At 70.0% G+C, this 22,688-nt stretch carries 15 protein-coding genes and 1 pseudogene; 3 read left to right on the top strand and 13 right to left on the bottom strand.

The window, feature by feature from the left end:
• Positions 1-9: 9 nt before the first annotated feature.
• Positions 10-831, bottom strand: coding sequence for a protein-L-isoaspartate(D-aspartate) O-methyltransferase (locus tag O4H32_RS10965; RefSeq protein ID WP_269359116.1), 822 nt, complete (start codon positions 829-831; stop codon positions 10-12).
• Positions 828-1,574 (bottom strand): 5'/3'-nucleotidase SurE, encoded by a 747-nt coding sequence (surE, locus tag O4H32_RS10960; RefSeq protein ID WP_269359114.1) that lies wholly within the window; start codon positions 1,572-1,574, stop codon positions 828-830. The genes O4H32_RS10965 and surE overlap by 4 nt, the downstream gene beginning before the upstream one ends.
• Before the next feature lie 132 nt (positions 1,575-1,706).
• Here surE and plsY point away from each other — a divergent pair, with 132 nt between their 5' ends.
• Positions 1,707-2,348 (top strand): glycerol-3-phosphate 1-O-acyltransferase PlsY, encoded by a 642-nt coding sequence (gene plsY / locus O4H32_RS10955; RefSeq protein ID WP_269359112.1) that lies wholly within the window; start codon positions 1,707-1,709, stop codon positions 2,346-2,348.
• 27 nt (positions 2,349-2,375) lie between these two features.
• On the opposite strand, the gene tsaD is transcribed toward plsY, so the two are convergent.
• The gene (tsaD, locus tag O4H32_RS10950) at positions 2,376-3,422 is read right to left on the bottom strand and encodes a tRNA (adenosine(37)-N6)-threonylcarbamoyltransferase complex transferase subunit TsaD (RefSeq protein WP_269359110.1); all 1,047 of its coding nucleotides are present in this window, start codon (positions 3,420-3,422) and stop codon (positions 2,376-2,378) included.
• A gap of 110 nt (positions 3,423-3,532) precedes the next feature.
• On the opposite strand from tsaD, the gene O4H32_RS10945 reads away from it, so the two are divergent.
• Positions 3,533-4,825, top strand: a complete 1,293-nt coding sequence (locus O4H32_RS10945; RefSeq protein ID WP_269359108.1) for an NCS2 family permease — start codon at positions 3,533-3,535, stop codon at positions 4,823-4,825.
• A 221-nt stretch (positions 4,826-5,046) separates the two neighbouring features.
• Positions 5,047-5,427 carry a thioredoxin gene (gene trxA / locus O4H32_RS10940; protein ID WP_269359106.1) on the top strand — a complete coding sequence of 127 codons (381 nt, stop codon included), beginning with the start codon at positions 5,047-5,049 and terminating at the stop codon, positions 5,425-5,427.
• Here the strand turns inward: trxA and O4H32_RS10935 are convergent.
• From O4H32_RS10935 to recC, 10 genes and pseudogenes are all read right to left on the bottom strand, one after another.
• Positions 5,424-6,017, bottom strand: a complete 594-nt coding sequence (locus O4H32_RS10935; protein WP_269359105.1) for an IMPACT family protein — start codon at positions 6,015-6,017, stop codon at positions 5,424-5,426. The genes trxA and O4H32_RS10935 overlap by 4 nt on opposite strands.
• Before the next feature lie 32 nt (positions 6,018-6,049).
• The gene (locus O4H32_RS10930; protein WP_269359159.1) at positions 6,050-7,651 is read right to left on the bottom strand and encodes an ABC-F family ATPase; all 1,602 of its coding nucleotides are present in this window, start codon (positions 7,649-7,651) and stop codon (positions 6,050-6,052) included.
• A gap of 101 nt (positions 7,652-7,752) precedes the next feature.
• Complete coding sequence (locus tag O4H32_RS10925) at positions 7,753-8,757, bottom strand: LD-carboxypeptidase (protein ID WP_269359158.1); 1,005 nt, start codon at positions 8,755-8,757, stop codon at positions 7,753-7,755.
• An 84-nt stretch (positions 8,758-8,841) separates the two neighbouring features.
• Positions 8,842-9,360 (bottom strand): annotated as a pseudogene (tadA, locus tag O4H32_RS10920) (tRNA adenosine(34) deaminase TadA); the annotation flags it as partial.
• The gene (locus O4H32_RS10915; protein WP_269359104.1) at positions 9,353-10,201 is read right to left on the bottom strand and encodes an HAD family hydrolase; all 849 of its coding nucleotides are present in this window, start codon (positions 10,199-10,201) and stop codon (positions 9,353-9,355) included. The pseudogene tadA and the gene O4H32_RS10915, both read right to left, overlap by 8 nt.
• Positions 10,202-10,220: 19 nt before the next feature.
• Positions 10,221-11,777, bottom strand: coding sequence for an NAD(P)H-hydrate dehydratase (locus tag O4H32_RS10910; RefSeq protein WP_269359103.1), 1,557 nt, complete (start codon positions 11,775-11,777; stop codon positions 10,221-10,223).
• A gap of 8 nt (positions 11,778-11,785) precedes the next feature.
• Positions 11,786-13,432 (bottom strand): acyl-CoA synthetase, encoded by a 1,647-nt coding sequence (locus tag O4H32_RS10905; RefSeq protein ID WP_269359101.1) that lies wholly within the window; start codon positions 13,430-13,432, stop codon positions 11,786-11,788.
• A 148-nt stretch (positions 13,433-13,580) separates the two neighbouring features.
• Positions 13,581-15,557 (bottom strand): exodeoxyribonuclease V subunit alpha, encoded by a 1,977-nt coding sequence (gene recD / locus O4H32_RS10900; protein WP_269359100.1) that lies wholly within the window; start codon positions 15,555-15,557, stop codon positions 13,581-13,583.
• The gene (recB, locus tag O4H32_RS10895; protein ID WP_269359098.1) at positions 15,550-19,155 is read right to left on the bottom strand and encodes an exodeoxyribonuclease V subunit beta; all 3,606 of its coding nucleotides are present in this window, start codon (positions 19,153-19,155) and stop codon (positions 15,550-15,552) included. Before recB ends, recD begins: the two co-directional genes overlap by 8 nt.
• Entirely contained in the window at positions 19,152-22,655 is a 3,504-nt protein-coding gene (gene recC, locus O4H32_RS10890) for an exodeoxyribonuclease V subunit gamma (RefSeq protein ID WP_269359096.1), read from the bottom strand. The genes recB and recC overlap by 4 nt, the downstream gene beginning before the upstream one ends.
• Positions 22,656-22,688 lie beyond the last annotated feature (33 nt).

The following is a 22,688-nucleotide window of genomic DNA, read 5'->3' as shown; positions in this document are numbered from 1 at the left end:
TTCTCCTACTTAGGTCTGCGTGCCGGGACGCAGCGGTACGAATCGGACATCTTCGAGCTCGCGCCGGTGCCAGGATGACGGCCCGGTGCGCTCGATCAGGATCAGCCTTTGATGCGCCGAGCCTTCCGGGGCGATCAGACGCGCCCCAACGGCCAATTGATGCAGCAAGGCTTCAGGGATTTTAACCCCCGCGGCGGCGACGACAATGCCATCGAAGGGCGCGCGACGTTCCAGCCCCTGCATCCCGTCGCCGAAGGTCAGGCGCACCCGCCCGCGCGACCGGCCCTGGGCGAGATTCAATCGCGCCTGCTCGTACAGGCCGCGCACCCGTTCGATGGCATGGACCTCGGGCACGAACTGGGCCAGCACGGCGGCCTGGTAACCGCAGCCGGCGCCGATCTCCAGAACCTTTCCGGGCGTACGGCCCTCGCACATGACGGACAGCATGTGCGCCACCACCCAAGGCTGGGAAATCGTCTGGCCGTAACCGATCGGCAGGGCGGCGTCCTCGTAGGCCCGGCTGGCCAGTCCCTGGTCCACGAACAGGTGGCGCGGCACCGCCTGCATGGCCGACAGCACACGCTCGTCGACAATGCCCTGTTCGCGCAGGCGCTGCACCATCTGCAGGCGCAACCGGTCGGAATTCAGGCCCAGATTGGCGGCGGGCGCCTCGGACGTCCGGGCCGGGGATGACGGCAGGGTGAACGGACGCGGCCCGTGAATGCGCGTATTGCTGTTGGCGGCCGAATAGCCGGGCCCCAGCGCGGAGCCCGTCGGGGAAACCCGCGCGCTGCGGGAAGGCTTGTCCAGCGGATGGCGGGGCTTGTTCATTGGTCTTCCATCCAGCGGGCGATCGCATCGGTCCGCGCGTGATCCGTGAGATCGACGCGCAAGGGGGTCATCGACACGGCGCGTGCCTCGATGGCGCCGAAATCCGTCTCGGCACCCCCGTCCAGCGCCCGTCCCACCGGGCCGATCCAGTAGACGGTATCGCCGTAGGGCGTGATGCTGCGGATGACGGGTTCGGCGGGATGGCGGCGCCCCAGCCTGGTGGTGCGCAGGCCCGTCAGATCGCGATGGGGCACCGCCGGAATATTGACATTCAGCAGCAGCGGCTCGTCCCAGGGGCGGTCGCGGAACCGCGCCACCAGATCGTGGGCCACCCGGGCGGCGCAGTCCAGGTGCCGCCATTCGCGGTCCACCAGGGAAAAGGCCATGGACGGCACGCCGAACAGGTAACCTTCCATCGCGGCCGCCACCGTGCCCGAATACAGGGTGTCGTCCCCCATGTTGGCCCCGTTGTTGATACCCGAGACCAGCAGATCGGGCCTGAATCCCAGGAGGCCGGTCAACGCCACATGGACACAGTCCGAGGGCGTCCCATTGATGAAATGAAAACCGTTGGCCGCCTGGCGCACCGACAGGGGCCGGCGCAACGTCAGCGAATTGGACGCGGCGCTGCAATTGGTCTCCGGCGCCACCACCGTGACGTCGCCCAGAGGCCGCAGCGCCGCGGCCAGGGCTTCGATCCCCGCCGCGTTGTAGCCATCGTCGTTGGACACCAGGATGCGCATTTTCTTCGTTCCCGCCTGAAACCGGATGGTGCGAATTGTACCCGCGCCCCGCCGCGAGGACTTGTGCGGCGCTTCCTTTAAAATGCCCTCGTCACCCACCTCGAGCGGGCCGCCCCGCCGCTTCCCTTCGCCATGACTCTTTTCACCTCCGTGCTCGGCGTGGCCACCGCCCTGTTCATCGGCTATCTGATGGGCTCCGTCTCCTTCGCCGTCGTGGTCAGCCGCGTCATGGGGCTGAAAGACCCGCGCAGCTTCGGCTCGGGCAATCCCGGTGCGACCAACGTGCTCCGTGGCGGCAACAAGCCGGCGGCCGTCCTGACCCTGCTCGGCGACGCCGCCAAGGGCTGGCTGGCCGTGACATTGGCCGCCTGGGCCGCGCAGCGCGGCCTGCTGCCCGACACCGCGATTCCCCTGGCCGGCCTTGGCGCATTCCTGGGCCACTTGTACCCGTTGTTTCTGGGCTTTCGCGGCGGCAAGGGCGTCGCCACGGCCCTGGGCGTGCTGCTGGCCCTGCAACCCTGGCTGGCCCTGGCCACCGCGCTGACCTGGCTGATCGTGGCCTGGGTGACGCGGTATTCGTCCCTGGCGGCGATCCTCGCGGCCGTCTTCGCGCCGTTCTATTACATCCTGGGGGACAAGGTGGCCTGGCGCACGGACGCGCTGACCATTTCGGTCATCGTGCTGATCAGCGTCCTGCTGCTGGCCCGTCATCGGGAAAACATCGCCCGGCTGCTGGCGGGCAAGGAAAGCAGGATCGGGGCGAAGAAAAAGTAGGCGCGCCCCAGCCCCGCCGGGGGCGTTTCAGGCGGCGCAGACATCCCGCAGATCCCAGCGGGGCCGCACCGCGAAGGCGGCATCGCCGCGCAAGGACGGCAGATCGACCAGACCGGCGCGTACCCGCAGCACGGCCGCCCAGGCGATCATCGCGCCATTGTCGGTGCACAGGTGCAAAGGCGGAAAGTACACCCGCCCGCCCAAGGCGCCCAGCGCTTCGCGCAGCCGCGCACGCAAATGCCGGTTGGCGCCCACGCCGCCCGACACGACCAGAGTCCTCAGCCCCGTGCGGCGCAGCGCCTCCAGGGATTTGGACGCCAACACATCGACGATGGCCGCTTCGGTCGAAGCCGCCAGATCGGCGCGGGCCGCGTGGTCGGTATCCAGGCCCGCGTCCCGCAGGGACCGCATCCGGGTCAGCACGGCCGTCTTCAGGCCGCTGAAGCTGAAATCCAGATCGCCGCTGTGCAGCATGGGGCGAGGCAGCGCATGGGCGCGCGGGTCGCCGGCCTCGGCCAGGCGCGACAGCTCCGGTCCGCCCGGATAACCCAGCCCCAGCAGCTTGGCGCTTTTGTCGAAGGCCTCGCCCGCCGCATCGTCCAGGGTCTCGCCCAGCAATTCGTAGCGGCCCACGCCCTCGACCCGCATCAACTGGGTATGGCCGCCCGACACCAGCAGCGCCACGAACGGGAAACCGGGTGTCTCGTCGGCCAGCAGGGGCGACAGCAGATGGCCTTCGAGGTGATGGATGGGCATGGCGGGCAGATCCCGGGCCCAGGCGAAGGCCCGGGCGAAACCCGCCCCCACCAGCAGGGCCCCGGCCAGACCGGGGCCTGCCGTATAGGCCACCGCATCGAGATCGTCCGGCCGCACACCGGCCTCGTCCAGCACCTGCCGCGTGAGCGGCACGATGCGGCGGATGTGATCGCGCGAGGCCAATTCAGGCACCACGCCGCCGTAGTCCCGATGCATGGCGACCTGGCTGTGCAGGGCGTGCGCCAGCAGGCCGCGTTCAGTGCACGCCACGGCCACGCCGGTCTCGTCGCAGGAGCTTTCGAATCCGATGATCAGCATAGGGCGCCAGTTTACAACCGATCTCCGCACACCCCGCCCCGAAAGGGATTTAGAATGGCGTGGTCAAAAAACAAGCAGTGAACACCGACGCTCACCCGAGAGGAGACACCATGCTGGAACAGTTCTTCAAGCTCAAGGAACACGACACTTCGGTCCGCACGGAATTGCTGGCGGGCCTGACCACCTTCCTGACGATGTCCTACATCGTCTTCGTCAATCCGGACATCCTGTCCAGCACCGGCATGGACAAGGGCTCGGTCTTCGTCGCCACCTGCCTGGCCGCCGCCCTGGGCTCGATCATCATGGCCCTTCTGGCCAACTGGCCCATCGGCATGGCCCCGGGCATGGGCCTGAACGCCTTCTTCGCCTTCACGGTCGTGGCGCAGATGGGCTATTCCTGGCAGCAGGCGCTGGGCGCGGTCTTCATCTCCGGCGTGGTGTTCGTGATCCTGACGGTGACCGGCATCCGCGAATGGCTGGTGGCGGGCATCCCGTCCTCACTGCGATCGGCCATCGCGGCGGGGATCGGGCTGTTCCTGGGCATCATCGCACTGGGTTCGGCGGGCATCGTGGTCGCCAACCCGGCCACCAAGGTCGGTCTGGGCGACCTGACCCACGCCACGACCCTGTTCGCCATCCTGGGCTTCTTCATCATCACGGCCCTGGCCGCCCTGAAAGTCCGCGGCGCCATCCTGATCGGGATCCTGGCCATCACCGTCCTCTCGATCGTGACCGGCCACACCCAGTTCCAGGGCGTCTTCTCGGCCCCCCCCAGCCTGGCTCCCACCTTCTTCCAGCTGGACATCCTGGGGGCACTGAACACCGGCTTCTTCCACGTGATCCTGGTCTTCGTGCTGGTCGAGGTATTCGACGCCACCGGCACAATGATCGGCGTGGCCACCCGCGCCGGCCTGATCCGCCCGGGCAACCCCGGCCGCCTCGGCAGCGCCCTGCTGTCCGACAGCTGCGCCATCGTGGCCGGCTCCATGCTGGGCACCAGCAGCACCACCGCCTACATCGAAAGCGCCTCGGGCGTGCAGGCGGGCGGGCGCACCGGCCTGACGGCCCTGACCATCGCCGTGCTGTTCCTGCTGGCGCTGTTCCTGTCTCCGCTGGCCGCCATCGTCCCGCCCTATGCCACGGCCCCTGCCCTGCTGTACGTGGCCTGCCTGATGCTGCGCGAACTGGTCGACGTGCAATGGGACGACGTCACGGAATCCGTCCCCGCAGCCATCGCCGCCATCGCCATGCCGCTGACCTACTCCATCGCCAACGGCCTGGCCTTCGGCTTCATCAGCTACGTGACGATCAAGGCCCTGTCCGGCCGCTTCCGCGACATCCATCCGGCCACCCTGCTGGTCGCGATGCTGTTCGTGATCAAGTACGCGCTGTTCCCTGGATGAGACAGGACGTGGAACAGTCCCTGCGGACTGTTCCGCGCCTGTCGAATCCGAGCCGCTTGCAAGCGGCGAGGTGGAGGGATGACGATCGAATCCCAGCCGCTTGCAGGCGGCGAGGTGGAGGGATGCCACGCTCCAAGCCCGGCTTGCAAACCAGCGCCTCGTCCCCATATGACAGGAAATCCGGGCGGCATCCTGCCGCCCCCTCCCGACCCGGAGACCCCATGAGCGTCATCGAACTCACCCAAGACACCTTCCAGGCCGCCACCGAGGCCAAGCAACCCCTCATCATCGATTTCTGGGCGCCCTGGTGCGGCCCCTGCCGCCAGTTCGGCCCGACCTTCGAGGCCGCCGCCGAAAAGCATCCGGACGTCACTTTCGCCAAGATCAACACCGAAGAGCAACAGGAACTGTCCGCGGCCCTGCGCATCCGCTCCATCCCGACCCTGATGGTCTTCCGCGAGAACGTGCTGCTGTTCCAGCAGGCCGGCGCGCTGTCCGCCTCTCAGCTGGAAGAGCTCGTCACCCAGGTGAAGGCCGTGGACATGGCCCAGGTCCACGCGGAAATCGCGGCCCAGGAAAAAGGCGGCGCGACGACGCACTAAGCGCCGGGTTCGACTTCGAACCGGCCCTGTCCCCGGGTCTGATCGGTGTACAGGGCCTCCAGCGCGGCCACATCGGCGCGCGCCACGACCAGACGCCAGTTCACGCCCTGGCCATCGAATGCCGCGTGCTCGATGCGCGCGCCCGCCGCCAGCAGGCGCGCCTGCACCCGGTCCATGTCCGCATAGGGACAATCGCACAGCACCCGGCATTCCTCGCGCAGTTCCGTCCGGTCCGCCAGACGCAGGCATTCGGCGGCCGTGCCGCCGTAGGCGCGCGCCAGGCCGCCCGTGCCCAGCTTGATCCCGCCGAACCAGCGGACCACCATCACCGCCACGCGGTCATAGCCTTGGGACTCGATGGCCTGGAGGATCGGCCGCCCCGCCGTGCCGCCGGGCTCGCCGTCGTCATGAAAGCGGTACTGCGCCCCGAAACGCCAGGCCCAGCAGTTGTGCGTCGCCTGGGGATCGCGGGACGCGTCCAGGAAAAGCTGGGCGGCCTCGGGCGATTCGATGGGGGCCGCCAGGGCCAGGAAACGGCTCTTGCGGACGTCGGCCTCGTGCCGGACCGGGGCGGTCAGGGTGTGCGGCATGCGTCCGCCCGCCCCCCGCGCCCCGCCATGGCTCAGGCCTCGATGCCCTGGGACGCGAGGTATTCCTCGTAGGTGCCAGGGTAGTCGTTCAAACGGCCGTCGGGCAGGATTTCGATCACCCGCGTCGCCACGCCCGACACGAACTGGCGGTCGTGCGAAACGAACACCAGCGTGCCCCGGTATTGCTCCAGCGCATATTGCAGCGACTCGATGGATTCCATGTCCAGGTGGTTGGTGGGCTCGTCCATCAGCATGACGTTGTGACGACCCAGCATCAGGCGGCCGAAACTCATGCGGTTCTTTTCCCCGCCGGACAGCACGCGCACGGCCTTGGTGATTTCGTCGCCCGAGAACAACAGCCGGCCCAGCACCGAGCGGATCGACTGATCCTCGTCGCCCGGCTGGCGGTAGTCGGTCATCCAGTCGAACAGGTCGCGATCGGAGTCGAACTGATCGGACACGTCCTGGGCCATGTAGCCGATGTCGGCGTTTTCCGACCAGCGCACTGTCCCCTCGTCGGGCGGCAGATTGCCGGCCAGCAAGCGCAGCAGGGTCGTCTTGCCCACGCCGTTGGCACCGATGATGGCGACCTTCTGGCCGGCCTCGATCATGGTGGACAGCCCCTTGATGATGGGGCGGTCGTAGGATTTGGACAGATCCTCGATGTGCGCGGCCTGGCGGTGGAGGACCTTGTTGACCTCGAAGCGGATATAGGGATTCTGGCGCGAGGACGGCTTGACCTGGACGGTATCGGCCTTGATGCGGTCGATCTGTTTCAGGCGGGATGTGGCCTGGCGCGACTTGGACTTGTTGGCGGCGAAACGGCGCACGAAGTCCTGCAGTTCGCTGACGCGTTCCTTGGCGCGCGCATTGGCGGCCACCTGGCGCTCGCGCGCCTGGGTGGAGGCCAGCATGTAGTCGTCGTAGTTCCCCGGATACACGCGCAGTTCGCCATAATCCAGATCGGCCATGTGGGTGCAGACTTCGTTCAGGAAATGGCGATCGTGGCTGATGATGATCATCGTGCTGTCGTAGCCGTTGAGCACGGTCTCCAGCCAGCGGATGGTGTTGATGTCCAGGTTGTTGGTGGGTTCGTCGAGCAGCAGCACATCGGGGTTGGAGAACAGCGCCTGGGCCAGCAGCACGCGCAGCTTCCAGCCCGGGGCGATCTCGCGCATCGGTAGCTGGTGCTGTTCGACGGGGATTTCCAGGCCCAGCAGCAGTTCGCCGGCGCGGGCCTCGGCCGTGTAGCCGTCGTATTCCGCGAACTTGCCTTCCAGTTCGGCGGCGCGCATGTAGTCGTCCTCGGTCGCCTCCGGGTTGGCATAGATGGCGTCCCGGTCCGCCATGACCTGCCACATCTCGGCGTGGCCCATCATCACCACGTCCAGCACCCGCACATCCTCGAAGGCGAACTGGTCCTGACGCAGCTTGCCCAGCCGCAGGCCGGGTTCCAGCGCGACGTTGCCCGAAGTCGGCTCCAGGTCGCCGCCGATGATCTTCATCAGGGTGGACTTGCCCGAGCCGTTGGCGCCGATGAGCCCGTAGCGGTTGCCGTCGCCGAATTTGACGCTGACATTCTCGAACAGGGGCTTGGAGCCGAACTGGATGGTGAGGTTGTTGGTGGAGATCACGGTGGTGGCGGGAAAAAATGAAGTCAAAACAACCTGCTATTTTAGCAGGTGGGCCGACTTTCAGCCCCGCCCGCCCCGTGATCGGTCAGGCCGGCAGCCAATCAGTGCGGGTGTTCCCGCAACACCAGGTGCGCCATGCCGTCCTCGGTGGCGATGCCCACGCGCGCACCCACCGGCAGGGTGGCCTTGACCTTGACATGGCCATAGGGCAGTCCCGTGACGACCGGCACGCGCACCGTCTGACGCAGCCAGCGCACCACGGAATCCAGGTCGTAGCCATTGTCATGCGGCGCCAGGCGGTAATCGGTGAACTGGCCCAGCACGATGGCGTGCTGCTTTTCCAGCACGCCCGCATGCCACAGCTGGGTCAGCATGCGCTCGATGCGGAACGGATGTTCGGACACGTCTTCGAGGAACAGGATGCCGCCCTTCACGTCGGGCAGATAGGGTGTGCCGACCAGCGAGGCCACCATCGCCAGATTGCCGCCCCACAGGATGCCGCGCGCGTCCACCGGATCGGCGCCGGGGGACTCGAAACTGAGGATTTCCAGCTCGCCGGACAGGGTTTCCTGGAACAGGGCCTGGGTCAGGTCATCCACTTTCTTGCCGCCGAAATCGAAGATCGCGGTGGGGCCGGCCAGGCTGACCGCGCCGGTGCGCGCCAGCAGCGCCAGGTTGAAGGCGGTGAAATCGCTCTGGCCAAGGAAGGTCTTGCCGCTGTCGGCCACCGCCCGCCAGTCGATCTGCGGCAGCAGGCGGCTCAGGCCGTAGCCGCCCCGGGTCGCCATGACGACCGGGTGCTTCTGCTTGAGCGCCCGCTGGATCGCCGCCAGGCGCTGCTTGTCGGTGCCGGCGAAGCGTTCGTGCACGGCCAGGGCCGTGCGGTCGGCGGCGACGCGAAAGCCCATGGCGCGCAGCCGTTCCATGGCCAAGTCCAGCGCGGCGGGATCGGCCACGGCCCCGGAAGGAGAGATCAGATAGATCCCCGAGGGCTGTTCGTGCACGTGATGCACGCCGCACTCCGGGTCATCGCAGACCAGGTGCGTGTGTTCGCCGCCGGGAGCCGGACGGGACGGCGCGGCGGAATCGGATTTCTGCTTGGGCATGGAAGGATCATCCTGGAAAAAGAGGGGTGCGGCCGGACGGCCGCCGGAAACGGTTGCGGGTGCCGCCCGGCCCCGCGCCGCGCGGGCGGCTTCGCGCCGGGCGCGAAAGAAATCGCGCAGCAGATCGCCGCAGGCCTGCGTCCGCACCCCGCCCCGGACGCGGGCGTGATGGTTCAGGCGCGGCTGGACGGACAGATCGACCACGCCGCCGCAAGCGCCGGTCTTGGGGTCGGGCGCGCCATAGACGATTTCGGCCAGGCGCGCATGGAACATGGCGCCCAGGCACATGGCGCAGGGTTCCAGCGTGACATACAGGCGCGCGCCGGTCAGACGATAGTTGTCCAGGCTGCGGGCGGCGGCGCGCAGGGCCACGACCTCGGCGTGCGCGGTCGGGTCGCGGTCCAGGATCGTGCGGTTGTGCCCGGTCGCCAGCAGATGGCCGGCGGCATCCAGCACCACGGCGCCCACGGGCACTTCGCCCAGGGACGCGGCCTGGCGGGCCAGGTCGAGCGCCAGCGCCATGGCGCCTTCGTCGTCCAGGAGATCGGCCGCCGCGTCGGCGGACGGGGCCGCCGCCAGTCGAACCGGACGGGAATCAGCCACGGTACATCCGCGCACGCAGCACGATCTTGGAGGCCAGGCTTTCCACGGCGGCCTCCAGCCACTGGTAAAGCTCGGCGTCCTCGCCGAAGCGCGCCTGGTTCAGGTTGGACACGCGCCCGTCCTCGATGAAGCCCCAGGCGCGGCTGCGTTTTTCCTTGTGGCGCGGATCCCAGACGCCGAACGCGACCCCGCCCGAGCGCCGGATCAGGGAAAAACAGGGAATGTCGGTATAGCCGTCGCCGACGAAGATCATCTGCTCGAAGGGCACGCGCAGCCTGTCGGCATCGACCTTGCGGTTGACCTCGAAGGGCTTGTTGCGTGCTTCGGGACCGATGATGCCCTTCTGGATGTGGAACAGATAGCGGGTCTTGTCGGTGAAGCTGACCACGCGACGAGGGAATTCGATGGCGCCATCGGCGCCATAGTGGAATTCAGAGGCCCAGATGTCGGAAAACCAGCTCGCGATGGACGTCTCGCGCAGCACATCGCCGATGCCGCTGGAAATCAGGTAGAACTCCAGTTGCACGGTCGGGTGGGCATGGCGCAACCGCGTCCTCAGGCGTTCGAACAGGGTCGGCACGCCGTCATGCAGCGGCAACCGCCGCCCCCAGTCGCGCAGGCGGTCGCGGGTGATGGGACCGTGGCGCCCCGAACGGGACAAGGCCAGCATCTGGTACAGATAGGCCGGAACCGGATCCCAGTCCTCGTGATCCAGCAGGGGATCGACCCGGTCGTGCCAGAAGGCCGGCACGTCCGCGCCGATTTCCTGGAGGAAGCCCGAGGTGCTGTCCGGCGCCAGCGTGTCGTCGAAATCGAAGACCAGCGCGATCACATCCGCCATATGCGCATCCAGTAGAGTCTCAATCCATGCCGGCCAGAACGGCCAGCGCCCCGGGCAAGGCGCCCGGCAGATCCTCGGCCAGCAGCCCCGGGCCCAGCCGGTCGGCCGCCAGGCCGTGCAGCCAGACGGCTGCGCAGGCCGCCTCGAAGGCCGGCATGCCGGCCGCCAGCAGGCCGGCGACGCAGCCCGCCAGCACATCCCCCGAACCGGCGGTCGCCAGCGTCGGCGGCGCATTGTCGTTGATGACGCAGCGGCCGTCGGGCGCCGCGATCACGGTGTCGGCGCCCTTGAGCACCACGACCGCGCCGCCGCGCCGGGCGGCGGCCCGCGCGCGCCGCAGTTTGTCGTCTTCCGTCCCTGGCGTGGCATCGTCCCCGGCGCCCGGCGCGGGACCGAAGAGGCGGGCGAATTCGCCCTCGTGGGGCGTCAGCACGCACAGCCCGTGCAGGGCGTCCAGCAGCGCGGCCGGCCGAGCGGCGAACACGCTGAGCGCGTCGGCGTCCAGCACGCAGGGGCGCCCGGCCGTCAGCAGGTCGAGAACCTGCCGTCCCGCCTGCGGCGCGCGACCCAGCCCGGGGCCGATCAGCAGCGCGTTGCGGCGCGGGTCGGCCAGCGCCTGATCCAGCGCGCCGTCCGGCGGCAGCGCCTCGACCATGACCGAAGTCAGGGCGCCCGCCTGGATCGCCCAGGCGGCCGGCGGCGTCGCCAGCGTCACCAGACCGGCGCCGATGCGCGCCGCCGCCAGGCAGGCCAGGCGGCTGGCGCCCAGCATCCGTTCGCCGCCCACGACCAGCGCATGGCCCCGGCGGTATTTGTGGCCGTCCGAACGCGGCCACGGAAACAGGGCTGCCCAGAGGTCCGGATGGTTGGCATGGGCTGCCGGGACGATCGCGCCCAGCGCGGCGTCGGGCATGCCGATGTCGGCGCAGATCAGCGCGCCGCACAGCGCGCGTCCCGGCAACAGCAGATGGCCGGGCTTGCGACGGCAGAACGTGACCGTCAGGTCGGCCCGGACGGCGGCGCCCGGGCAGCGTCCGCTGGCGCCGTCCAGGCCCGTGGGCACATCGATGGCGCACACCGGCGCGACGGCTGCGTTCACGGCATCGATCAGCGTCCGCAGATCGCCGGCCGGCGCCCGGCTCAGGCCCGCGCCCAGCAGGGCGTCGACGATCAGGCCGGCGCCGTCCAGACAGGCGGGCATGGCGGCTTCGACCGGCCCGGCCCAGGCCTCGGCCGCCCGGGCCGCGTCCCCGCGCAAGGCGCCGCGTTCTCCCCACAGGAAGACCCGCACCGGCCAGCCGGCGTCCCGCAGCCGACGCGCGGCGACAAAACCATCGCCGCCATTGTTGCCCGGCCCGCACAACACCCATGCCGGCGTCGGCGCCCAGCGCTCGCGGATCGCCCGGGCCACGGCCGCGCCCGCCGCCTCCATCAGCCGCGCCCCGGACACTCCGGCCGCCGGAGCGGCCCGATCGGCCACGCCCATCTGCGCCGGACTGAGCAGCGCATGCGGCGACAGGCGCGCCGGCGCGCCATGGCCTGCGCGCGCATCGACGGAAGGGTGTCCGGTGGACATGTCCGGCCTCAGGCGGACTGCGCCGCCCGCTGGCGCAATTCGAATTTCTGGATCTTGCCGGTGGAGGTCTTTGGCAATTCGCCGAACACGATGTGGCGCGGGACCTTGTAGCCGGCCAGGTGGGCCTTGCAATGGGCAATGATGTCCTCGGCGCCGACCTGGGCGTCGGGCTTGAGCTCGATGAAGGCGCAGGGCGTCTCGCCCCAGCGTTCGTCGGGCCGCGCGACCACGGCGGCCGCCAGCACGGCGGGATGGCGGTAGAGGACATCCTCGACCTCGATCGAGGAGATGTTTTCCCCGCCGGAGATGATGATGTCCTTGCTCCGGTCCTTGATCTTGATGTAGCCGTCCGGGTAGATCACCGCCAGATCGCCGCTGTGAAACCAGCCGCCCGCGAAAGCCGCCTGTGTCGCCTGCGGGTTCTTCAGGTAGCCTTTCATGCAGATGTTGCCCTGGAACATGATCTCGCCCATGGTCTCGCCGTCGGCCGGCACCGGCCGCAGAGTTTCCGGATCCAGCACCGTCGCGGCTTTCTCCAGGTGGTAGCGCACACCCTGACGGGCGTTGAGTTCGGCCCGCTTGCCGATGTCGAGATCATCCCAGGCGACGTGCTTGGCGCACACCGTGGCCGGCCCGTAGACCTCGGTCAGGCCGTAGACATGCGTCAGGTCGATGCCCAGGGCTTCCATGCCTTCGATCATCGAGGCCGGGGGCGCGGCGCCCGCCACCATGGCCCGGATGCCGGACGGAATCGTGTCGCGCAAGGCCTGCGGCGCGTTGACCAGCATGCTCTGGACGATGGGCGCACCGCAATAATGGGTGACGCCGTGCTCGCGCATCAGCGCGACCATGGCCGCCGCATCGACCCGCCGCAGGCAGACGTTCACCCCGGCGCGCGCCGCCACGGTCCAGGGGAAGCACCAGCCGTTGCAGTGGAACATGGGCAGCGTCCACAGGTAGACCGCGTGCTTGGGCATGTCCCATTCGAGGATGTTCGACACGGCGTTGATCGCCGCCCCCCGGTGGTGATAGACCACGCCCTTGGGGTTGCCGGTGGTGCCGCTGGTGTAGTTCAGGGAGATCGCATCCCATTCGTCGTCCGGCATCCGCCAGGCGAACGCCGGATCCCCCGAAGCCAGCAGCGCCTCGTAGTCCAGCGTGCCGACGGTCTCGCCCGGGCCGTCGTACAGGGGATCGTCCACGTCCACCACCAGGATGGGCTCGGCGCGCGTGCGCAGCGCCAGCGCCTGGCCCACGACGCGGGAAAATTCCCGGTCGACGAGGATGGCGCGCGCCTCGCCGTGGTCGAGCATGAAGGCGATGGTGGCCGGATCCAGCCGGGTGTTCAGGGTGTTGAGGACGGCTCCGCTCATGGGAATGCCGAAATGCGCCTCGACCATGGCGGGCACATTGGGCAGCATCACGGCCACCGTGTCCCCCCTGCCGATGCCGTGCGCGGCCAGGGCGCCCGCCAGGCGGCGGCAACGCCGGTACAGATCGGCCCAGGTATGGCGGATGACGGCGTCGCCCAATCCATGCACGACCGCCAGCCGGTCGGGATAGACTTCCGCAGCCCGTTCCAGGTAAAGCAAAGGCGTGAGCGGCGCGAAGTTGGCCGGGTTCCGGGACAGGTCCTGGTCATATATCGAGGTCATGCGGGTCTCCATCCGTCAATCAGGGGTGTTCCGGGCCGGCCATGCCGCCAGCGTCCGCCACTTTTCATTTTAGCGGGGAGCCGCGTCGGCATGAGCGCTTTCGGCGCGGGATCCTGTTCAAGGTCAATGAGCCGGCCCGGACGCCGGCTCAGAGAGTCCATATCCCGCCCGCGCGCCGGGTTCCGCGGCGCACGGCGTCGTTCAACAGGGCATCCTCTCCCGGCAGCACCAGGGCCAGGGCACGGCGCGCGCGGGTCGCGCCGGTGTAGAGCAACTCCCGCGTCAACAGGGGGGATCTCCGGTCAGGCAACACCAGCGCGACACGATCGAACTCCGAGCCCTGGGATTTGTGCACGGTCAGCGCATAGACGGTCTCGACTTCCGGCAGGCGCGCGGGCGACACCCAGCGCACGGCGTCCCGGGTGGCGCCGGCGAAGGCCACCCGGACCATCCAGGCGTCCTCCTGTTCCGGGTCCGGCACGGGCAAGGCCACACCGATGTCGCCGTTGGCCAGACCCAGAGCGGCATGGTTGCGCAGCACCAGTACCGGCCGGCCGGGATACCAGGCCTCTTCCGAGGCCGCGATCCAGCCCGCCGCCCGCAGATGGGATTCGATGCGGCGATTCAGCCCGCGCGCGCCCCAGGGGCCATCGCGCAAGGCGCACAGCACCTGGAAGCGGGCCTGGCTCGCCAGGACGACGCGGGCCCAGCAGTCCCAGGCCGGAGGTGGCGCCGCCCGTTCGGGCCGGCCGTCCCGCACGGCGCGGAACAGCGCGGGGTAGCCCGCCTCGCCCAGGGCGCCGCTGTCGCGCAGCCAGGCTTCGCTGGACGCGGCGGACGGCCCGGTACGCACCAGGCTCAGGCCGTCCGGAGGATCGCGCAACAATCCGGCCACGGCCGGGACGTCGCCCCGGTTCACGGCGGCGGCGAACCGGCCGATGCCGCTGTCGGCCTGGAAGCGGTGGCTGCGACGCAACATGACCACGGCCTGATCCAGCGCGGCACCGGCCGGATCCCGGTATGCCACGGGCACCGTCTCGCCGCTGCACTCAAGCAGGCGATCGCACTGAGCCGGCGTGTAATGACCGTCCTCGGCCCGCCCGCACAGTTCGCCCAGCACCGCGCCCGCCTCCACCGAAGCCAGCTGGTCCTTGTCTCCCAGCAGCACCAGGCGCGCATGGGCGGGCAGCGCGGCCAGCACGGCGTCCATCATTTCGATATCCATCATCGAAGCCTCGTCCACCACCAGCACGTCCAGGTCCAGTGGATTGTCGGCGTGGAACTTCAAGCGGCGGGTGTCTGGCCGGCTGCCCAGGAGGCGATGCAGGGTCAGGACTTCGGCCGGCACGCGTTCCAGCGCGGCGCGCAAATCGGCATCGGCCTTGGCCGCCAGGCGATCCAGGGCGCCGGCGATGGATTCGTTCAGGCGCGCCGCCGCCTTGCCCGTCGGCGCCGCCAGACGGATGCGCAGGCCGCGTTCGAGCCCACGCGCCCTGGCCAGGCCCTGCAGGACCGCCAGCAGGCGGACGACTGTGGTGGTCTTGCCCGTCCCCGGCCCCCCCGTGATGATGGCGAAGCCGTGCAGCAGCGCCGTGGCGCAGGCGATCTTCTGCCAGTCCGGCGGCTCGGCGGCGGGCTCGTCGAAAACCGTGTCCAGCCAGACCCGGACGGCGGCTGGGTCGCGCGCCTCCGGCGGTTCCAGCGCGAGACGCCGGCCGAGGTCCTCGCGGATGCGCCGCCCGGCGCGCCAGTAGCGCCCCAGGTACAGCCGGTGCCCTTGGAGAACCAGCGGCTCAGGACCGCCGCCGTCGCCCACGAAATCGGCCGCCGCCAGCGCCGCCAGGCAACCGTCCAGCCCGCCCTCCACCCAGGCCGGCGGTCCCGCCCATCCGTCCCCGGCTTCCGCTTCGCCCGCCGGTATGCTGCCGCCGGGCTCGCACAGGATCTTCAGGTCCAGACAGGGATGGCCATGCGCCAGCCGGGCGCTGCACAGAACGGCCAGGCGCAAGGCGAACTCGGGCGCCCGCGGCGCCTGGCGGATCAGCAGGCGGCCGAAAGCCACATCCAGGTCACGCAGGCCTTCCTCGGGCTGTCCGAACGCCAGCCAGCCTGGAAATTCAGTCATCGTCCGCCTCCTCGGGCGCTCCGTCGAACAGCGCGTCCAACGTCTCGATCAGGTCCTGCGCGGGCCGCAGCGCCACCAGGCCCTGGCCGGGCGCCTCCTGACCACGCAGGAACAGGTACAGCGCGCCGCCCATGTGACGCGCATAATCGTAGTCCGCCAGGCGGGCACGCAGTTGCCGGTGCAGCGCCAGCGCGTACATCAGCATCTGCGCGTCGTAGCGGGACGCGAGCATGGCCGCCGCCAGCGCCCCGGGCGCGTAATCGGCCTCGCGGGGTCCCAGGTCATTCGACTTGTAATCGACCAGGTAATAACGGCCATCGGCCTGCAGGACCAGGTCGATGAAGCCCTTGAACATGCCGTTCAGCCGCCCTGCCGCCAGGGCCGGGCGGGCGCCGCCCCCGAAGGTCCCCCGGCGCAACAGCCCGTCCAGACGCCCGATGTCCACCCGATGCGCCGGCAACCAGAACTCCATTTCCGGCAGGCAGGCCTGCAGGCCGTCGAGGCGCAGGACAGGACCGCCCGGCAAGTCCGGCCGCCACTCGGTGCGCGCCAGGCGCAGCAGCCAGTCATGCAGCGCATCGATGTGCGCTTCCCAGCCGCGCACGGCGCAGCGCCGGGCGATCAAGTCGCGCGCCTCGTCCAGATCGCGAAAGTCGCGCCGCGCCGCCCATTCCAGCAAGCCGTGCAGGAACGTCCCGGCCTCGCTGCCGCGCGGAAAATCCCGCAGGCTCGAACCGATCAAGGGAGATGCGGTATCCGCCGCCCCGCGCGTCGGCACAGGTTCGGTCTGGCGGCCTTCGCGCAACACATCCTCGGCGGCCGTCTCGGGCGCGGCGGCGTCGGCCAGGCACAGGGCGGAATAGCTGGAGATCCACCAGTGCTGTCCGACCACCGGCGCGCTCAGGCGACGGGCCGTTCCCAGCGCCTCGGACGTCACGTCGGCGGGCGGCGCAGGATCGGCGTCGTCCGCCGGAGCCGCATCCCAGGCCATCAAGCCGGGATGGGCCATCGCCAGGCCGTCCCAGCCAGCGCGCAGATCCTCGCCCAGCAGATGGCCGATGCCGCTGCCGCCACCCGCCTTGAGCGGCCCCAGCGCCATCCAGACGGCATGGCGCGCCCTCGTCAGCGCCACGTAAAGCTTGCGCACGTCCTCGCCCAGGCGCTCGCCGTCCAGGCGCAACAACTGACCGGCGTCGGCCTCCATGATCCATTCCCGCTCCGTTTCCCCGGGCAGCAGGTAAGGCCCCCGCCCCGCTTCGACAGGACGCGCCCTGCAGACGAAAGGCAGGAAGACCAGGGGATACTCCAGGCCCTTGGATTTGTGCACGGTCACGACCCGCACCAGGCCTTCGTCGCTTTCCAGACGCAGGCGGCGGCCATCCTCGCCCTGCGGCGCCTGGGACTGGCGGCGCAAGTACCGCAGCACGGCCTGCTCACCGTCCAGGTGGGCGGCGGCCTGTTGCAGCAGTTCGGCCAGGTGCAGAAAATCGGTCAAGCGCCGCTCGCCCTCGTAGCCATCGGCCAGCAGCCTGGCCGGCACATCGAAATCGTGCAGCAGCCGGCGCAACATGGGAAGCACGCCGCGCCGCCGCCAGAGCTGATGGTAAGCCTGGAAGCGCTCGACTTCCGCGTCCCAGGCGCGCTCGTCCTCCACCAGCCGGTCCAGCGCACGCCAGTCCAGGCCCAGCGCCGGCGCAGCCAGAGCCGCCCGCACGGCGCGTTCATCCTCGGGATGCGCGCAGGCATCCAGCCACAGCGCGATTTCCGCCGTCTGCGGCGATTCATAGACGGAGTCACGTTCCGACAGATACACGCTGCGCACCCCGGCCCGGGCCAGCGCCTGGCGCACGGCGCGCGCCTCGGCGTGGGTGTTGACCAGGATGGCGATATCGACGGGCCGCACCGGCGTCCAGCGGTCCGCGTCGCGCATGCCCGCCTCGCCGCGCCGGCCACGCGCCAGGATTGAAGCCACCCGCAGCGCGCATCGCTCGGCGGCCTCCTGTTCGTACTGGGCCGATGACAGCGGCTTGCCTTCCGTCGCCGGTTCGATCCAGCAGGCGCTCATGGCCGGTGCCGGGGAGCCTAGAACCTCCCAGCGCTCGGCACGCCCCCGGGCCTCGACGGGATGGAACGGAATGCCCACCTCCGGCACCCCGGTGGGAAAGGCCCGGGCGCCTCCCTGGGTGAAGCACCGGTTGACCGCCTCGACCATGGCTTCCGAGGAACGGTAGTTGCGTCCCAGAGTCCGCACCCGCCCCGCGCAAGCCCGGTTCGCCCGCAGGTAGGTGTGCACATCGGCCCCCCGGAAGCCGTAGATGGACTGTTTGGGATCGCCGATGAAGACCAGCGCGGTGTCGGGGTCGTCGTCGGCCACCCGGTAGACCCGGTCGAAAATCCGGTACTGCACCGGGTCGGTATCCTGGAACTCGTCGATCAGCACGACGGGAAACTGTCGCCGCAGGGTCTGGGCAAGCCGGGCACCCGAGGCGCCCTCCAGGGCGGTGTCCAGGTTCGCCAGCAAGCCGTCGAAGCCCAGCAGCGCGGCGCTGGACAGGGCCTGGCGCAAGCGCCTGGCCATCCAGGCCAGGGCATGGCGCAGCAGGACCGCGCGCACGGCGGGCAGCGCGTCCAGATCGGCGCGCAGACCCGCCAGCGCGTCGCTGGCGGGGTGCGACGGTGCGGGGCCGACGCCTTGCCACTTCTCCCGGATGCCTTGCGGCGTCAGGCGGTCCCAGCCGGTCTTCAGATCGGGGACCTCACGGTCGGGATCCCGTGCCCAGTCCCGCAGCGCCTGCGTCCAGCGGCGCAGGTCGGCCGGCCGGATCTTCGTGTCCTTGCCCAACGGGACCAGCCAGTCCTCCAGCGCGTCCGCGCCCTCGACCCAGGACGCTTTCAGGACGGCCAGGCGCTCCCGCCGCAAGGTCCGATGACGCGTCAGCACGGCGGCCAGACTCTCATCGACGGCCTCGGGCAGGGATTCACGGGTCAACAGCGCCGACAGGCCCAGCAAGGCGTCCGGCCCGGGCCAGATGGCCAGCACGCCATCCAGCAGATCCGGTTCCAGCGGCGCCACGTGCGCGCGCCAGTAGTCCCAGGCCGCCTGCCGGATCTCGGCACCCAGGTCCGGTTCCAGCCGCTGCTCGAACAGGCTGCCGCTGTCGAAGGCGTGTTCCTGCAGGACCCGGGCGCACCAGGCATGGATGGTGGAAATGGCGGCCTCGTCCATGGACTGTGCCGCCAGGTCCAGCGTCCGGGCGCACGCCGCCCATTGCTCCCGTGGCCAGTCCCGGCGCAGGGACGCAAGGAACGGATCGGGGCCGGGGCCGTCGTCCGCGTCCTGGGCGAACCAGACGGCGGCCTCGGCCAGACGGCCACGGATCCGGTCCCGCAGTTCCTGGGCGGCGGCCTCGGTAAAGGTGAGCACGAGGATCTCGGTAGGCAGGCAAGGCCGCTGCCCGCCATGTCCCAGCACCAGCCGAACGTACAGCGCGGCGATCGTCCAGGTCTTGCCCGTCCCGGCGCTGGCTTCGATCAGGTGGCTGCCGCGCAGAGGGAAGCGCAGCGGATCGACCTGGGGAATCATCGACACCGGGTTCATGCTTCGGCCTCGTCGGCGGCCGGGTACGGCAGGATCGCCCGCGACGCCGCGCCGTACAGGGTCTCGGCCCAACGGAAGAAGCCGTCATCCGCGCACAAGCTGTGGAAATCGGGATAGCAGCGCCGCAGATACAGGTCGTCGTCCACCCGTTTGCGGTACATGTCCTCGGCCGCCCGCCAGGCCTTGCCCCCGGGGTCCGTACCCGCACCCGCCCGCAGCCAGGCGCCCGCCGTGTCGATCTCCACGGGCGGCGCCGCGCGCATGCCCGCCCGCCAGGCCGCCCACAGGGCCTGCCATTGCGCGGCGGCATGGTCCGGTTCCAGCGGGCCGAAGCGCACGCAGCCCTGGGGGCTGACCAGCACTGTCGTCAGAGACCGGCCGTGCGCGTGCGCCGCCAGATGATCCAGCCAGGCCGGCATCATGGGCGCGATGCGGTAATGTCTGTCGCGCACCAGATGGCTGGCAAGCAGCACGATCCGGCCCCACCCGCCCCGCCCGTCCCCGCGCCAGCCGGCAAGCGTATCCTCGAACACCAGGCTGGTGTCCGGAACGGCGCTTCCCATGCGCAGGGGCGCATCGGCTGCCAGGGGCCAGGCCTCGCAGGCCTGGCGATAGGGGTCGACCGCTTCCCGCACACTGTCATGCAAGGCCCGCGCCGCGGCCTCGCCCAGCCCGCCGGCGACCAGGGCGCCGCGCCGGCGCATCCGATCCAGGCACGCCTGGATCGCCGGCCCGGCATCGGCGGGATCGGGCGACCGCCGCAGGGCCTCGATCAGTTCGGCGCGCAGATGCCACTGCCCCAGCCCGTCCCGGACATAGGGTTCTCCTTCGTCGAGATCGGGATCGGGCGCCTCGAAGAACACCTGCAGGCGCTGCTGGAAGAAGGCGCGCACCGGGTGCTTCAGAAACCGGCGCAGATCCTCCAGCCGAACGGCGGCATCCCGTCGCGGCGGCGGCAACGGCGCCGACGCGGACAAGGGCGCCGCCGCGGACGCAGCGACAGACGCCGGTTCGCGGGCGCCGCGCCATTCGGCGGCATAGGTGAACAGCGCGCCGGGGCCCGTCTGCGCCCGTTCAGGGAAATAGCGCCGGCTGAACGGCTGCAGCGGGTGATGCAGGCTCAGGCCGCGCGACAGGGTTCCGGCGCCATCCGCGGATCGCCAGCCCCGGTCCAGGTGATCCATGAGCTGGGACACCAGCACGGAAGGCGGCTGCGGCGTGTTGTCGTGAATGCTGTGGCCGACCCACGACAGGTACAACTGGTCGCGCGCGGACAGCAGGGCTTCCAGGAACAGGTAGCGGTCGTCCTCGCGCCGGGAGCGGTCGCCGGGGCGTGGATGCAGCGCCATCAGATCGAAGTCGACCGGCACCCGCTGGCGTGGAAAGGCGCCGTCCTGCATGCCCAGCAGGCACACGCGCCGGAACGGAATGGCGCGCATGGGCATGAGCGTGGCGAAGGTCACCGCGCCCGCAAAGAACCGCTGCGACAGGCCGGCCTGGTCCAGCCGTCCGAGGCAATGCTCGGCGACGATGGACACCGGCAGGGGTTCGCCCACCCCGGCGGCCTCGCACAGTTGCGACCAATCCTGCAGGATTTCCTGGAAACGCGCCAGCGTGTGCTCGTCGGCGTCAGACACCGGCAGGAAACAATCGTCAAGCAGCGTGCGCAAGGACGCGACCCACTGCGCGGGCGCGGCGTCCTGGCTCAGCAGCCGCCAGTGGCGGTCCAGCGTGTCGAGCAGCCGGGCCAGCGCGCCCAGCGCCTGGGCCTGCAGGCCGCCGGTTTCGCCATAAGGCTCGATACCGTCCCAGGCGGGCGCGTCGGGGCCGGCCGCGTAGCCCAGCAACATGCGTTCCAGACCGAAGCGCCAGGTGTGCCCATGGGCCGCCGCCGGCGCCTGCTCCAGGCCGAAGGCGGCGCGATGCTCGGCGTGCAGCCCCCAGCGCACCTCGGCGTCCCGCGCCCAGGCCTGCAGCAGCGGCAGATCCGCAGCCTCGATGCCGAAGCGGGCACGCAGCGCCGGCACGTCGAGCCATTCCAGGACTTCCTGGACGCCCAGCCGCAGGCGCGGCAGGGACAGCAACTGCTCCAGAACGATGACCAGCGGGTCGGCGCGACGTTGCCCGCGATCCGCCAGCGCATAGGGCACGTGGCGCCGGTCCCCGGGACCGTACTGGCCGAAGACCGCCTGGACGTGAGGCGCGTAGGCCTCGATGTCGGGCACCATCACGATCACGTCGCGAGGCTGCAGCCCGGGATCGGCGGCGAAGGCCGCCAGCAACTGGTCGTGCAGGATCTCGACCTCGCGCTGGGCGCCATGGGCGATGTGGAAGCGCAGCGAATCGTCGCGCGCCGGGTCCACCGCCGGCCAGCGTTCGCGCGTCTCGGCCAGGGGCCGCAGATCGCGGATGTCGTCCTGCAGTTGCTCCAGCAGTGTGCGCCCAGGCAAGGCCTCGAAGGCGTCGATCCGCTGGTGCAGGGCCTCGAAGGCCAGACCGCAGCGGGCCCGGTGCGCCGGGTCATCGATGTCGTCGAGCAGGCCGATAAAGTCGCGCCCCTGGCGGCCCCAGGAGGCCAGCAGCGGATGGGTCTGCTGGTGCAGCGCGTGCTCGTCCAGGACTTCCGGCATGCCGGGTCGGCGCGCCTGACGTCGGAATCGCGCCCGCAGCAGGTCGCGGTCGCCCAGGATGTCTGCCCAGTAATGGGCGCAGGGATTGTTCACGCACACCAGGATCTGGACCCAGCGGGACAACCCGGACAGGGCCTCCAGGGTCTGTCGCGGCATGGCGGAAATGCCGAAGACCAGCAGGCGGCGCGGCAGCCCGGCAGGGCGCGGGGCGTCGCCCGGTGCCCGGACGCGCGCCATGAAGGCCGCGTGGACGGCTGCGCGGCCGACCGGCTCGCCGCCGGCCGCGCCCAGGTCGTGCAGCAGGGCGCGCCACAGGCGGGCCTGCCAGGCCTCGGTCTCGGGCAGGGGCTGGTCCCGGCCAAGCGCGTCGGGCAGGACGATTTCATCCCGGCTCCAGGCGTCCAGCCAGTCGGCCCGATAGACCTGGTACTGGTCGAACAGGTCCGCCAGCCGGTGGGCCAGCTGGTGGCGCTTGCGCACACCGGCGTCGTCCGCCAGAAAGCGCGCCACCGGCTCGAAGCCGGGCCGGCCGGCCAGCAACGGCAGCAGCCGCATCAGGCGCCAGGCCAGCGGGTCCTTGTCCAGGGGAGACTGCTCGGGCACCGCACCGGCGCCCAGCACGGCGCGATAGGCCTGCCACATGAAACGCGAAGGCAGCAGGAAATCCAGCGCGGCCGCGATGCCGCAACCCTGGTCGCGCTCGGCCAGGGCCAGCCGCAGCCACTGCGCGATGCCATTGCTGTGCACCAGCAGGCACTCGTTTTCCAGGGGGTCGAGCGGCGAATGGCGCAGCCACGCGACCAGCACCTCGCGCAGTTGTTCCGCGCGATTGCCGTGGACCAGCATCAGCCCCGGAGTGAGTTCCGCCACGCCTGCTCCTTTGATTGACCAGACAGCATCATA

The sequence above is a fragment of the Castellaniella denitrificans genome (genome assembly GCF_027214045.1).
Classification (GTDB): domain Bacteria; phylum Pseudomonadota; class Gammaproteobacteria; order Burkholderiales; family Burkholderiaceae_B; genus Castellaniella; species Castellaniella denitrificans_A.
This window is presented reverse-complemented; position numbering and strand designations above follow the sequence as displayed.